Genomic DNA, 13,788 nt, shown 5'->3' on the forward strand with positions numbered 1-13,788 from the left:
GATTCAGGCGGCGCTGGCCGTGGCGGTGAACAGGTAACCCGCGCCGTGAATGGTGATGATCAGTTGAGGCTCGGCAGGATCATCGCGCAGCTTTCGCCGCAGCCGCCCTACCAGCACGTCGATGGAACGATCGTTGGGCAGCCATTCGCGGTTGCGGATCTGGTCCATCAACTGGTCGCGGCTGAGGGTATGCCCGGCATTGCGCAGGAAGACGCTGAGCAACTGGAACTCACCATGGGTGAGCAGGGTTTCGCTGCCGTCCTGGTCGATCAGGCGACGGCGGTCGTTGTCCAGCATCCAGCCGGCGAAACGCTTGAGCTGGGTGGACGGGGCGGCGGCGGCCGGCTGCTGGGCATGACGTACCCGACGCACCAGGTTCTTGGCGCGGGAAACCAGTTCGCGGGGGTTCAGCGGCTTGACCACATAGTCGTCGGCGCCGCATTCGAGGCCAACGATGCGATCAACTTCGTCGTTGCGGCCGGTGATGAGGATGATGCCGACCTCGGAGCGCACGCGCAGTTCGCGGGTCAGGGTCAGGCCGTCCTTACCCGGCAGGCGGATGTCGAGCATCACCAGGTCGACCGGGCTTTCCGCCAGCGAGGCTTCGGCCTGTTCGGCGGTGCTGGCGCATCGTACCTGGTAGCCCTCCTGGGCGAGGTAGGACTGGAGCAGTTCACGGATCAGCGGATCGTCGTCGACGATCAGCACACTGGGAGCCATTGCAAATGCCCTCCGCCGCCGCTGCTTGGCGGGGCGATCTTATTGTTGGAGTGGCTGGAGGTTATCGCCCGCTGAACGATCGATCAACAGGCGCCGACGGGACGCAGGAAGCGCTGCATGCCGCCAGCCTGGAGACCGTCCACCCAGGCCTCGCAGATCTGCGCACCTTGTGCCGGCGTGAAGGTCTGCGGGTTCAATCCGGACTCCAGCCAAAGCCCATCGAGCAAGGCGCTGAGGCTGATCGCCGCAAGCTCGGCATCGAAACCCTGCCAGCCTTCCTCGAGCGCCAGTTCGGTGAGCACCTTGGCCAGGATGGCCCGGTACTCGCCGTAGGACTGATCGTGCGCCAGGTTGATGGCCTGGGCGGTCTTCACCGCTCCCCAGAAGGCCAGCCAGGCTTCGAGCAGCTGGGGGTCCAGCAGTTCTGCGCTGAAGGACGCCTGGAAAAATGCCGACAGTCGCGGCCGTGGGCTGGCCGGGGCATCGTCGATGGCGTCGCGCAGGAGCTTCATCACCCGCCCGGTGACGGCCAAATAGGCCTCGGCGACCAGTTCGTCCTTGCTCGCGTAGTGATGGTTGATCAACCCCACCGACACGCCAGCCTCGGCGCAGATCTTGCGGATGGAGGCGCCCTGGAAACCATGGCGCTTGAGGCAGATGAGGGTCGCTTCGATCAGGTGCGCCTTGCGCAACTCGGGGTCCAGGCGGGAGTAGCGCACATCCTGGGTTGTCATGCCGAAAGCTCCTTTGATGGTCTGGCGATTCGTAGAGCCTGTTCATGCTCTCGCGATGCGCAGCAGATCATGGACAGGTTCTGAACGACTGTACAGGAGGACGCCGCCCCCACCTACCCGTTCGGGTTATGGCCGCTATCGCCCAAGGGGCACAAAGTAGGTAGCGAGGCGATTCGATAACAACAATAGAGGTGAACCGATATGCACAAGACCCTGGTCGCAGCACTCGGCACGACGCTCATCCTGTTGCCGGCCCTGAGCCCGGCGGACGACAGCAACACCCTGCGCCTGTACAACTGGTCGGACTACATGGGCGAGCACACCCTCGCCGAGTTCGAAAAGGCCACCGGGATCAAGGTGGTCTACGACACCTTCGACTCCTATGAGACCGTTCAGGGCAAGTTGCTGCCCGGCCGCTCCGGCTACGACCTGGTGGTGCTCAACGCCGCCCTGGTGCCGCCACTGCTCAAGGCGGGGGTTTTCCAGCCGCTGGACAAGAGCCGCCTGCCCAGCTGGGGCAACCTCGACCCGCAGGTCCTGGCCAGCCTGGAACACTTCGATCCGGGCGTGACCTATTCGGCGCCCTACACCTGGGGCAGCAACGGCATCACCTACAACGTCGACATGATCAAGGCGCGCATGCCTGATGCGCCGATCGGCTCCCTGGCGATGGTCTTCGACCCCGAAATCGTGTCGCGCTTCGCCGACTGCGGCGTGACCCTGATCGACTCCCCCACTGATGTGCTCCCGCTGGCTCTGGCGTACCTGGGGCGTGACCCGAACAGCGCGGAGCCCGAGGACCTCAAGGCCGCCCAGGACCTGCTGATGAAGGTGCGCCCCTACATCCGCAAATTCGACTCCATGAGCTACCTCAACGGTCTGGCCAACGGCGACCAGTGCATCGCCATGACCTGGTCCGGCGATTACGCCACCGCCCAGGCACGTGCCACGGAAGCTGGAGCCAAGGTGAAGCTGGACTACTTCATTCCCAAGGAAGGCTCGCTGATCTGGTTCGATGACTTCTACATCCCCAAGGACGCGCCCCATGTGGAGAACGCGCACAAGTTCATCGAATACATGCTGCAACCCAAGGTGATCGCCGAGGTCACCGACTACATCCGCTACGCCAACAGCAACAAGGCTGCCACGCCGCTGGTAGCGGACGAGGTGCGCAACGACCCGGCGATCTACCCCGACGACACGACGCGTGCCCGGCTCTTCACCCAGAAAACCCAGCCGCAGAAGGCCATGCGCCTGATCACCCGCACCTGGAATGCGGTCAAGACCGGCAAATGACTTGAACTGCCCTGTACGGAAAGGTAACGACCATGAACACCCCAAACACCGACTTCTTCGCCCAGTTCGACGATGAGCGCCTGGTGGCCGCCGACAAGGCGCATTACATGCACGGTTACCACGTCTTCGACGACCACCGGGAAAATGGCGCGTTGAACATCGCGGCCGGCAGTGGTGCCTATATCTACGACACCGCTGGCAATCGCTACCTGGACGCCGTGGGCGGCATGTGGTGCACCAACATCGGCCTCGGCCGCGAGGAAATGGCCGAGGCCATCGCCGACCAGGTCCGCCAACTGGCCTACTCCAACCCGTTCTGCGACATGGCCAACGTCAAGGCCATCGAGCTGTGCGAAAAGCTGGCGGAACTGGCACCGGGCGACCTGAACCACGTGTTCCTCACCACCGGTGGCTCCACCGCCGTGGATACCGCCTACCGCCTGGTGCAGTACTACCAGAACTGCCGCGGCAAGCCGGAGAAGAAACACGTCATCACCCGCATCAATGCCTACCACGGCTCCACCTTCCTCACCATGTCCCTGGGCGGCAAGGCGGCGGATCGTCCGGCGGAGTTCGACTTCCTCAAGGACCGCATCCACCACATCTCCTGCCCCAACCCCTACCGGGCGCCGGCGGGCATGGATGAGGCGCAGTTCCTGGAGTTCCTGGTCAACGAGTTCGAGGACAAGATCCTCACCCTGGGTGCGGACCGGGTGGGCGCATTCTTCGCCGAGCCGATCATGGGTTCGGGTGGCGTGATCATCCCGCCGGCCGGCTACCACAAGCGCATGTGGGAGGTCTGCCAGCGCCATGACGTGCTCTACATCTCCGACGAAGTGGTGACGTCCTTCGGCCGCCTGGGCGCCTTCTTCGCCTCGGAAGAGGTATTCGGCGTGGTACCGGACATCATCACCACTGCCAAGGGCCTGACGTCCGGCTACCTGCCGCTGGGCGCCTGCATCTTCTCCGACCGCATCTGGAACGTGATCGGTGAGCCGGGCAAGGGTCGCTGCTTCAGTCATGGCTTCACCTACAGCGGGCACCCAGTGAGCTGCGTCAGCGCGCTGAAGAACATCGAGATCATCCAGCGCGAGAACCTGCTGACCCACGTGGACGACGTAGGGGCTTACCTGGAGGAACGCTTGCATACGCTCGCGGACCTGCCACTGGTGGGAAGCGTGCGCTGCAAGAAGTTGATGGCCTGCGTCGAATTCGTCGCCGACAAGGCCAGCAAGACCCTGTTCCCCGATGAGCTGAACATCGGCGAACAGATTCACCTGAGGGCGCAGAAACGCGGTCTGCTGGTGCGCCCCATCGTGCACCTCAACGTGATGTCGCCGCCGCTGACCATTACCCGCGCCCAGGTGGACGAGATCGTCGGCACCTTGCGCGAGGCCATCCTGGAAACCGCTGCCGACCTCGCGCGAAGTGGCGACTATGCCGGCAGTTGAGGGAGTCTGGCCGCTACCTGGCGACGCCAGTAGACTGCCGGACATGACCGAGACCGCTTCTGACAAAACCACGCCCGCCACCCTGCATGCCTGGCATGCAGGGCTGGCTCGCGCCATGGCCAGCGTTGCGGAAGCTTCATTCTGCGAGCGCCTGATCGATGCGCTGCGAAGCCTGGTACCCATCGAATCGGTGCTGCTGGGCCTGGAGTGCAAAGGACTGGCGCCGCGACCGCTCTACCAGTGCGGCATCCCCACCGAATACCGCGAGGCGTTGATCGAGCGCTACTACGCTCGCGGCTACCTGCTGGACCCCTTCTGCCTGGCGATGGAAAACGGCTTGGCCGAAGGCTTCTACCACCTCTCGGAAATCGCCCCGGACGACTTTTTCAGCAGCGAGTACTACCGCACCAACTACCTCAAGTGCGGCTCGGTGGAAGACGCCCATTTCATCGTCGACCTGGGTGGCCAACGCAAGGTTTCCCTCTGCGTGTACCAGGGCCGCAGTGGGGCACGCTTCAGCCAGGAAGAACTTGCGCTGCTACGGACGGCGCACCCGCTGGTGCGCGAACTGATGCGCCAGTTCGACGAGCGCGGCGGGCTGGTGCGCTGCCTCGATGGCCATGGACCTGCCCCCATGCACACGGCACCGGCGGCGGCGCTGAACCAGCAGATACGCGAGGCCTTCATGAACTTCGGCAGCGACCGCCTGACCGAACGCGAACGGGAAATCGCCCACCTGCTGCTGCGCGGTCACTCGGCCAAGTCCAGCGCCAAGGTGCTGGAAATCTCCCCGGAGACCGTGCGCATGCACCGCAAGAATCTCTATACCAAGCTGGAAATCAGCTCCCAGGCCGAACTGTTCGCCCTGTTCATCGACTGGCTGACAGCCTGACGCGCGGCCTTTTCGGTCAAACGGCAGTGGGCAGGTCGCATCCTTTGACTAGGCTTGCTTGTCTCTTCCTCTAACCGGAGACGCGCCATGCCCATCGAGAAAGCCCTGTATACCGCCCATGCCGAAGCCTACGGTGGTCGTGAAGGCCGTGCCGTGTCCTCGGACGGCGTGCTGGATGTGAAGCTGACGACTCCCAAGGAATTGGGCGGCCCTGGCGGCGACGGCACCAACCCCGAGCAGCTTTTCGCGGCGGGTTATTCGGCGTGCTTCCTTGGCGCCATCAAGTTCGTCGCCGGCAAGGAAAAGATCACGCTGAGCGAGGACACCTCCATAGAAGGCTCCGTGGGTATCGGCACCCTGCCGACAGGTTTCGGCATCGAAGTCGAACTGAAGATTTCCCTGCCCGGGCTGGACAAGCAGGTTGCCAAGGAGCTGGTGGACAAGGCGCATATCGTCTGCCCTTACTCCAACGCCACGCGCGGCAATATCAACGTGAAACTGACCCTGGTGTAGGAGCGAGGGGGACGCCTCGTTCTTGCTCGCGAATTACGGTTCGCCAGCAAGCTGGCTCCTACATGAGTGACTGAAAAAGGGAGGCCATTGGCCTCCCTCTTTCATTTCACCTTGTAGATGATCCCCGGACTGCATTGGACCATCTGGTAGAGGTCAGGCAGGCCGTTCAGCGCCTCGGACGCGCCGAGGAACAGGTAGCCGCCCGGTTTCAGGGTGGCGTGGATGCGGGTGAGGATGTCCTTCTTCACTTCGGCGGAGAAGTAGATCAGCACGTTGCGGCAGAAAACGATGTCGAACTTGCCGAGCGCGGCATAACTGTCCAGCAGGTTCAGCGGGCGAAACTCCACGCGGCTGCGGATGGCCGGCTTGACCGCCCAGCGCCCCGGCCCTTTTGGGTCGAAATAACGTACCAGACGGTCCTGCGAGAGGCCTCGTCCCATGGCCAGGCTATCGTACTCGCCAGAGCGACAGGCCGTGAGCATCGAGCTGGACAGGTCCGTGGCGACGATGCGCGCGCCGGCCTTGAGCTGGCCGAGGTTGATCTTCTCGTACTCGTCGAGCGTCATGGAAATGGAGAAAGGCTCCTGTCCCGACGAGCTGGCCGCCGACCAGATGCGCAGCGGCAGGTTCGGGTTGGCCTTGATCAGCTCGGGCAGGACCCGGTTTTTCAGCACTTCGAAGGGATAGGTATCCCGAAACCACAGGGTTTCGTTGGTGGTCATGGCATCGATGACCTGCTCGCGCAGGCCACCACGGGAAAAACCCTGGATGCGCTGGGTGAGCTCACCCAGCGTCTTGATGCCGTTCTGCTCCATCAGCTTGTTCAGCCGACTGGAGACCAGATACTGCTTGTTGCTGCCCAGCAGGATGCCGCAGGTCTTTTCCAGGAACACCCGGAACTGCTCGAACTCCACATTGCCTGAAGACACTAAGGGCGCCTCACCGATCTGTTTCCGTGTCAGGGGGCCGAATCAGCCCCCGTCCGTTACCTTGATGCGTTCCACGACTCGCGCGGCCAGGTCATCCGGCTTGAACTTGGCGAGGAAGTCATCCGCCCCGACCTTCTTCACCATCGCCTGGTTGAACACACCCGAGAGCGAAGTATGCAGGAGGATATGCAACTTCTGCATGCGCGGATCGTTGCGGATCTCCGCCGTCAGGGTATAGCCGTCCATCTCCGGCATCTCGATGTCGGAAACGATCATCAGCAGTTCCTGTTCCGGCGCCTTGCCCTCCTCCACCAGCTCGCGCAGGTAGTTGTAGGCCTGGCGGCCGTCGTTCAACGCCTTGACCTCGACGCCGACGGTTTCCAGGCAGCGGATCACCTGTTTGCGCGCGACGGAGGAATCGTCGACGATCAGGACCCGCTTGCTGACGGCCTTGCTCTGGGTGTCGATGTCGATCACGCCTTCGGACACCACCTCGGAGGTAGGCGCCACTTCAGCGAGGATCTTCTCGACGTCGATGATCTCCACCAACTGCTTGTCGACCCGGGTGACCGCCGTCAGGTAATGGTCACGACCGGTGCCCTTGGGTGGCGGATGGATCTCCTCCCAGTTCATGTTGACGATGCGTTCCACCGAGCGCACCAGGAAACCCTGCACCTTGGTGTTGTATTCCGTGATGATGACGAAGCTGTTCTTCAGGTCATCCAGGCCTCTGCGCCCGGTCGCCATGGACAGGTCGAGAATCGGAATGGTACCCCCACGGATATTGGCGACCCCGCGTACGACCGGACTGGACTTGGGCATCAGGGTGAGACGGGGGCACTGCAGCACCTCCTTCACCTTGAACACGTTGATCCCGTACAGCTGCGGCCCGTCGAGACGGAACAGCAGCAGCTCCAGGCGGTTCTGCCCGACCAGTTGAGTACGCTGGTTAACCGAATCCAAAACACCGGCCATGACCAGACTCCTATTACAAGTCGATGCGCGCCCGCTTCAGCCTAGCAGGCGGCACGAGCCTTGCCTCTAAGTTTGCATGAACACCATGATGACGCTTTTCCGACGCCTGATGGCAAAACGCCGCAATATGCTTGCGGCTGTTTTACCCGCTTTGTGCTGCCTCGGCTACAGTCCGGCGTCGAGTGCGACTGTGACGTCGCCTGAGGTGCTTATCGGCACGGCCGAAGGCTTTCTTGAGTTCACCGTCGAAGAATATCTGCAGCGCGGCAGTATCCAGGGTCGCAGTGAAATCCAGGTCAACCGGCTCGATCCCCGCCTGCGACTGGCTGAATGCGACAGGGATTTGACGGCCAAGCTGGAAAGCCCTGCCCAGCCGCTGGGACGCGTCACGGTGCGAGTCAGTTGTGAAGGCAGCTCGCCCTGGACGGTGTTCGTTCCCGCCCAGGTGAAGCTCTATCGCGAAGTGGTGGTGGTTACGCGGGCATTGCGTCGTGGCGTTCCAATCACTCATCAGGATGTGGCCCTGGCCGAACGTGACGTCGGCACCTTGAACCAGGGTTTTCTGAGCGATCCGGGGCAGATCATCGGCCAGAAGACCACACGCTCGCTGGTTTCCGACCAGGTGCTGGCGCCCTTGCACCTGGAACAGGCCGAGGTGGTGAGCAAGGGCGACCAGGTCGTGATCAGCGCCGTGGGCTCGGCGATCAATGTACGCATGCCGGGCGAAGCCATGAGCAAGGGCGCGCCGGGTGAGCAGATACGGGTACGCAACCTGAGTTCCGGCCGCGTGATCAAGGCCCGTGTAAAGGGACCCGGCCAGGTTCAGGTGGATATGTAGGCATGATTGCGCTGGCGCCGGACGGGGCTGATTTCCTAAACTCAGCCGGTACGAAAGAATTTTCTAAAGTTATCCCGGACAGGGCCGATAAAACGGTAAGCGTCCAAATAGCGTCCGAGGTTCAGCATCATGGTTATCGACTTCAACCGGCTCAATAACGGCCCCACGCCCGCCAGCTCGGGGCGTACCGGCAGCACCCAGGCCGGCAAGAGCGAAACCGTCACCAGCGGCCAGACTGCTGCGACCCAGAACACCGGCGAGCAGGCTCCGGCTGCCAAAAGCGGCGAATCCGTGCAGCTGAGCAGCGAAGCTCAAGTGCTGCAGAAAGCCGGCGAACAACTGCGCGACCTGCCCGTTGTGGACAAGGAGCGCGTGGAAAAGCTCAAGCAGGCCATTGCCGACGGCTCTTATCAAGTCGACAGCAAGCGCGTGGCCAGCAAGCTGCTGAACTTCGAATCCCAGCGCTAGTCCACGGGCGGCGCTGGGGAACTTGGACGCTAAGGCCCCAGAGCGCGTATGCACGACACCAACCTGCTTCAGCTGTTCTCCGACGATATCGGCCACGCCAAGCGTTTGCTTGAGCTGATGGACGAAGAATTCCAGGTTCTGGGTGAGCGCGACCTCGTCCGCCTCGAGAAGCTCCTCGCCGACAAGCAGCCCCTCCTTGCCCAACTCGACCAGCATGGCCGCCAGCGCAGCCAGTTGCTGGCCAGCCTGCAACTGAGCGCCGATCGCGCCGGCTTGCAGCAACTCGCCGAGCGCTCCCCCATGGGCCAGGAACTGCTTGATCGCAGTGACGAACTGGCTGAGCTGCTGGAGCGCTGCAGGACGACCAACGAGCGTAATGGCCGACTGATCCGCGCCAACCGGGCGACGATCGGCAATATGCTCGGCATCCTCCGTGGCGGTGACACGCCCAGCCTCTATGACAGCCGCGGTGCGGCCGCTAGAATCGGCCAGCAGCGCCCGCTCAGCCAGGCCTGACAAGCCATTACAAGAAAGGCACAAAGACATAGAGGCACGATGCCACTATTCTTTGTGTAACCCGCGTTTGTGTTCGGAGAGACCTGGACCGTGTCCAACCCATTCCACGAAGTCAACGGCCCTCAACCCCCCAAGGTGCTCAAGGCACCCGTAGAGATCCTGGCCAACCTTCGTCTGTTGCAGCAGCATCACGATCCGCTGATCGTCACCTTCCACGACCGGAACCAGCGCTTCCAGAGCTACCTGATTGAAGTGGACCGCGACCGTGGCCTGATCGCCCTCGACGAATTGATCCCGAATGACGGCGAACGCTTTCTGAAGAATGGCGAAACCTTCCGTGTCGAAGGCTTCCACGACGGCGTGCGAATCGCCTGGGAGGCCCAGCAAGCAGCCACGATCGGCGAGTTCGAGGGAGGTCGCTGCTATTGGTGCCCGCTGCCTGACGAGGTGATCTACCACCAGCGCCGCAATGCCTTTCGTGCCCCCCTCAAGCAGAGCCAGTTAGTCCCCATCGAACTGGACGGTGACAAGCTGTCGTCGGCGATCAAGGGCGTGATGCTGGATATCTCGGCCACCGGCTGCAAGCTGCGCTTCGAAGGAGACCTCAGCGGTCGCCTGCAAGCCGGACAGGTCTATGAGCGCTTCAGCGCCAGGATGCCCATCGGCCCCATTACCACTCCCGTGGAACTGCGCCATCTGCATTTCGACGAGAAGCTCGGCATGAGCTTCGCCGGCATCCGCTTCCACAACATGAGCGGGCTGGTGCAGCGCAACGTCGAACGCTTCGTCTACCAACTGCAACGTGAAGCGCGTCGCTTCGAGAAGGACGAACTCTTCTAGCAGTCGATTCGGAACGCACAATCGCCGGTCGCTGTTTTCCACGTCCGGCCCTTTCTGCCTCAGACGACCCCGAGCTTGAATCCCAGCCGCCCCAGGCGCGGCAAATGCTCGGGACTGTCCATCACCCAGAGCGACGGCAGCAGCCCGTGCTGCCAATCCAGTTGTTGCAGTCGCTCACAGGTCAAGGCCAGCACCCGATCACTGCCCCAGGGCATGGCTTCGAAAAGGCGTGGATCGACACGTCGCAGACCGAGCAGGCCATAGCGGCCATCTTCCGTCGGCCCCAGAACCGCCTGATGCTCGTGCAGCGCCTCGCAGGCGGCGGACAGGTAATCGGCGTCCAGCATCGGACAATGCTGGCCGATGAGTACCACTGCATCGTTTTCGGAAAGTCCCAGGGCAGCGATACGCCGCATTCGCTCCCCCAAGTCTCCCACTGGCTGGCCGACGACCATCCAGTCGTTGTCCTCGGCCAGGGCTTCAAGGGCCTCGTCCGGCCCATCCTCGATCCAGAAGATCCGCTCACTGAAGCCCAGTGGAGGCAGGTTGAGTACGCGTGCCACCAATTGCCGATGCAACCGGCTGACCCCCTCCTCGCCCAACTCCGGAACCAGGCGGGGGTGGTGCTTGCCGGCCCGCGGAGCGCTGGCCAGCAGATGCAGGGATATGCTCAACGACATCACCAGATCCTCCTTGAAGTCCCAAGACAGGCTTGGGCTTGAAGCTCGGGTAGGCGCACTCGTCGATAATTGGGCAAAAGGGATGTGGCGTTGGGCCACTACTTATCGGGCTGCGGTTGCTCCGGCATTTCCTCGGGTGACGGCTCGGGCGGCGGAGCCTCGCCGTTCTGCATCTGGTCGTGCACCGCCTTTTCATCGACGCGTGGATCGAGGGCCGCCACCAGGGGAGAACTGGTCATGTTGTCTGGCGTCGGCACATGGTGCAGCGGCGCCTCGTCGACCCGGTGCAACCCCGTAACCGCATCCGGTCGAACCCGAAGGACCAACACCGTGGCGCAGAAGCACACGAACGCGTAGAGCATGTTCGGCCCCAACAGCTTCATCAGGGCGCCGGTCAACAGCGGACCGATGCTCGCCCCCACACCGAAGGTGATCAGCAGCATGGCGGTCAGCGACACCCTTCGCTCGGCTTCGATATGGTCATTGGAAAAAGCCACTGCGAGTGGGTAGAGGCTGAACTGCAGCAGGCAGACCAGGAAGCCGACCGGGAACAGCACCTCCAGCGGCGCGGCGGGCATGATCGCCAGGGGCAAGGCCGACACCGCGAGCAAGGCCGCCGTGCTGCGAATCAGCACCGCGCGATCATGGCGGTCCGACAGCCAGCCCAACGGCCACTGCACGAGGAGCCCAGCCAGGATGCAGCTCCCCATGAACAGGCCCACCTGGTTGATCGGCAGACCCTGGGCGGTGGCATAGAGCGGCGCCAGACCGTAGAAGGAACCGATCACCAGACCGGAAACCAGCACGGTGGTCATGGACTGCGGCACACGTTTGATGAAGAAACGCGGTTCCAGCGGTGCCGGATGCAAGGGCGCCGGGTGCAACTTGCGGGTCAGCGCGACCGGCACCAGGCACAGCGCAAAACACATGGCCACGAGCATCAACAGCTCCGGTCCGAGGCCCGGGTGCAGGACCAGCACCAGCTGACCAAGCACCAGGCCCAGGTAGGAGGCGACCATGTAACCGGCGAACACCTGTCCGCGCTGGCTGGCGTCGGCCTGCTCGGTGAGCCAGCTCTCGATCACCATGTACTGGCACATCATCCCGAGCCCCACCAGCATCCGCATGAACAGCCAGGCCGGCAGGAAGTCGATCAGGCCATGCCCGAGCACGGCCGCCGTCACCACGCCGGCACAGGCCACGTAGGCGCGGATATGCCCGACCCGGGCAATCAGCCGGTGCCCCAGCTTGCCACCAAGGATCAGGCCGAAATAGTTGGCCGCCATCAGGGCGCCGACCCAGAGCCCATCCACCTTGTCCGCAGCGAGGCGAAGGCCGAGGTAGGTACTGAGCAGGCCGGAGCCGATCAGCATGAGCAGGGTGGCGAAATACAGTGCGCGAAACGACTTCCAGATCCGATGCATCGACGCTCCAGGCGGCTTCTTGTACAGGGAGGGCCGCCCGAAAAGGCGGCCCTGGGGCGATCAGACCTGAGCAGCGAGGACGCGCCGTTCCCAAGGAGTGATCTCATCGAAGAAGCTGCAGAGCTCCATCGTCTTCGTAGCAATGTAGCCTTCGATGAACTCATTGCCGAACAGTTCACGTGCCAGATCGCTGCGTTTCAGACGTTCGATAGCGGCGTGCAGGGTACAGGGCAACAACAACTCGTCCGGAGCCTCGAATTCACCCTGGATGGGAGCGCTCGGTTGCAGCTGTCGTTCCATCCCGTAAAGGCCGGCCGCCAGGCTGGCGGCGATGGCCAGATAGGGATTCGCATCGGCGCCGGGCAGACGGTTCTCCACCCTCCTCGCCACAGGCGCGCTGGCCGGAATGCGCAGGCCCGCTGCCCGGTTGTCATGGGACCAGCAGGCGTTGTTGGGCGAGGCATAGGGGTGGCAGAGGCGCTGGTAGGAGTTCACGTTGGGCGCGAACAGCGCGGTGAAATCTCCCATGGCCGCCTGCTGCCCGCCGATGAAATGGGCAAAGGCCGGGGTCGCTTCTCCATTGGCGTCAGTGAAGATGTTCTGCTCGCCGTCGAGCGTCACCACGCTCTGATGGATATGCATCGAACTACCCGGCGTGTGCGGCAACGGCTTGGCCATGCACACCACCTGGATACCGTGCCTGAGCGCGACTTCCTTGAGCAGGTGCTTGAACAGGAAAGTCTGGTCTGCCAGGAGCAGCGGATCGCCATGCAGGAAATTGATTTCGAACTGGCTGACGCCCATTTCGTGCATGAAGGTGTCGCGAGGCATGCCGAAGGCTTCCATGCCGCGATACACCTCTTCGAAGAACGGCCGCAATCCGTTGTTGGACGACACACTGAAAGCCGAGCAGCCATCCTCGCGACGACCATCCAGGCCTATCGGCGGCAGGAAGGCCTGGGTCGGATCGGGGTTGGGAGCAAAGACGAAGAACTCCAGCTCGGTCGCCACCACGGGCTTCCAGCCGTAGGTCGCATAACGCTCCACCATCTTTCGCAGCAGACCCCGGGTCGACAGCCCGGACGGGCGGCCGTCCAATTCCTGGGCGTCGCAGATGGCCAGGGCGCGCGAACGCTCGCTCCAGGGCAGGCAATGCACCTGGCTCGGCTCGGCGACCAAGGCCAGGTCACCATCGTCGCTGCCATAGAAGCGGGCAGGCGGATAGCCACCCATGATGCATTGCAGCAACACGCCTCGCGCCAGTTGCAGACGCCGCCCCGAGAGGAAGCCCTCCCCCGTCATCACCTTGCCGCGCATCACGCCATTCAGGTCGGGAGTGACGCACTCGATTTCTTCAACCCCGGCCAGGCGCTCGGCGAGCGGGCTGCGGACTTTGGTAGTCATGATTGTTGTCCTTGTGCACTACGGCCGCTCTGGATGGCGGCTTGTACAAAATACGCACCGGCTGTTTGAAATATCAAGCGCCGCAACAATCACATTTAAGTCGTAAGA

General features: G+C 62.8%; 15 protein-coding genes. 8 read left to right on the plus strand and 7 right to left on the minus strand.

Annotation, left to right across the window (positions count from 1 at the left end; translation table 11 throughout):
* Positions 1 to 3: 3 nt before the first annotated feature.
* Positions 4 to 720, minus strand: coding sequence for a response regulator (locus E8E95_RS19235; protein ID WP_280352831.1), 717 nt, complete (start codon positions 718 to 720; stop codon positions 4 to 6).
* An 83-nt stretch (positions 721 to 803) separates the two neighbouring features.
* Positions 804 to 1,454 (minus strand): TetR family transcriptional regulator C-terminal domain-containing protein, encoded by a 651-nt coding sequence (locus tag E8E95_RS19240; RefSeq protein ID WP_280352833.1) that lies wholly within the window; start codon positions 1,452 to 1,454, stop codon positions 804 to 806.
* Between the two features lie 201 nt (positions 1,455 to 1,655).
* On the opposite strand from E8E95_RS19240, the gene E8E95_RS19245 reads away from it, so the two are divergent.
* From E8E95_RS19245 to E8E95_RS19260, 4 genes are all read left to right on the plus strand, one after another.
* Entirely contained in the window at positions 1,656 to 2,750 is a 1,095-nt protein-coding gene (locus tag E8E95_RS19245) for a polyamine ABC transporter substrate-binding protein (RefSeq protein WP_280352835.1), read from the plus strand.
* Positions 2,751 to 2,782: 32 nt separating this feature from the next.
* Entirely contained in the window at positions 2,783 to 4,201 is a 1,419-nt protein-coding gene (locus tag E8E95_RS19250; RefSeq protein WP_280352837.1) for an aminotransferase, read from the plus strand.
* 43 nt (positions 4,202 to 4,244) lie between these two features.
* On the plus strand, positions 4,245 to 5,093 hold the full coding sequence (locus tag E8E95_RS19255; protein ID WP_280352838.1) for a LuxR C-terminal-related transcriptional regulator: 849 nt from the start codon (positions 4,245 to 4,247) through the stop codon (positions 5,091 to 5,093).
* Positions 5,094 to 5,180: 87 nt separating this feature from the next.
* Positions 5,181 to 5,606 carry an organic hydroperoxide resistance protein gene (locus E8E95_RS19260; protein WP_280352840.1) on the plus strand — a complete coding sequence of 142 codons (426 nt, stop codon included), beginning with the start codon at positions 5,181 to 5,183 and terminating at the stop codon, positions 5,604 to 5,606.
* Positions 5,607 to 5,707: 101 nt separating this feature from the next.
* On the opposite strand, the gene cheR is transcribed toward E8E95_RS19260, so the two are convergent.
* Both cheR and E8E95_RS19270 read right to left on the minus strand, forming a co-directional pair.
* Positions 5,708 to 6,535 (minus strand): protein-glutamate O-methyltransferase CheR, encoded by an 828-nt coding sequence (gene cheR / locus E8E95_RS19265; protein ID WP_280352842.1) that lies wholly within the window; start codon positions 6,533 to 6,535, stop codon positions 5,708 to 5,710.
* A 42-nt stretch (positions 6,536 to 6,577) separates the two neighbouring features.
* Positions 6,578 to 7,510 (minus strand): chemotaxis protein CheV, encoded by a 933-nt coding sequence (locus E8E95_RS19270; protein WP_120649892.1) that lies wholly within the window; start codon positions 7,508 to 7,510, stop codon positions 6,578 to 6,580.
* A 76-nt stretch (positions 7,511 to 7,586) separates the two neighbouring features.
* Here E8E95_RS19270 and flgA point away from each other — a divergent pair, with 76 nt between their 5' ends.
* From flgA to E8E95_RS19290, 4 genes are all read left to right on the plus strand, one after another.
* Positions 7,587 to 8,348, plus strand: coding sequence for a flagellar basal body P-ring formation chaperone FlgA (gene flgA, locus E8E95_RS19275; RefSeq protein WP_280352844.1), 762 nt, complete (start codon positions 7,587 to 7,589; stop codon positions 8,346 to 8,348).
* Positions 8,349 to 8,477: 129 nt separating this feature from the next.
* Positions 8,478 to 8,816 (plus strand): flagellar biosynthesis anti-sigma factor FlgM, encoded by a 339-nt coding sequence (gene flgM, locus E8E95_RS19280; protein WP_280352847.1) that lies wholly within the window; start codon positions 8,478 to 8,480, stop codon positions 8,814 to 8,816.
* Between the two features lie 48 nt (positions 8,817 to 8,864).
* Complete coding sequence (locus tag E8E95_RS19285; RefSeq protein ID WP_280352849.1) at positions 8,865 to 9,332, plus strand: flagellar protein FlgN; 468 nt, start codon at positions 8,865 to 8,867, stop codon at positions 9,330 to 9,332.
* A gap of 90 nt (positions 9,333 to 9,422) precedes the next feature.
* Positions 9,423 to 10,172, plus strand: a complete 750-nt coding sequence (locus tag E8E95_RS19290) for a flagellar brake protein (RefSeq protein ID WP_280352851.1) — start codon at positions 9,423 to 9,425, stop codon at positions 10,170 to 10,172.
* A gap of 59 nt (positions 10,173 to 10,231) precedes the next feature.
* Here the strand turns inward: E8E95_RS19290 and E8E95_RS19295 are convergent, their stop codons facing one another.
* The 3 genes from E8E95_RS19295 to E8E95_RS19305 all read right to left on the minus strand — a co-directional run bounded on the left by E8E95_RS19295 (position 10,232) and on the right by E8E95_RS19305 (position 13,578).
* Positions 10,232 to 10,852: a TIGR04282 family arsenosugar biosynthesis glycosyltransferase gene (locus E8E95_RS19295; protein ID WP_280352853.1), complete on the minus strand. Its 621-nt coding sequence runs from the start codon at positions 10,850 to 10,852 to the stop codon at positions 10,232 to 10,234.
* Between the two features lie 98 nt (positions 10,853 to 10,950).
* Positions 10,951 to 12,276: an MFS transporter gene (locus E8E95_RS19300; protein WP_280352854.1), complete on the minus strand. Its 1,326-nt coding sequence runs from the start codon at positions 12,274 to 12,276 to the stop codon at positions 10,951 to 10,953.
* 60 nt (positions 12,277 to 12,336) lie between these two features.
* Complete coding sequence (locus E8E95_RS19305; RefSeq protein WP_280352895.1) at positions 12,337 to 13,578, minus strand: glutamine synthetase family protein; 1,242 nt, start codon at positions 13,576 to 13,578, stop codon at positions 12,337 to 12,339.
* Positions 13,579 to 13,788 lie beyond the last annotated feature (210 nt).

Origin of the sequence: Pseudomonas sp. BN414 (assembly GCF_029871275.1) — a bacterium.
Lineage (GTDB): Bacteria > Pseudomonadota > Gammaproteobacteria > Pseudomonadales > Pseudomonadaceae > Metapseudomonas > Metapseudomonas resinovorans_C.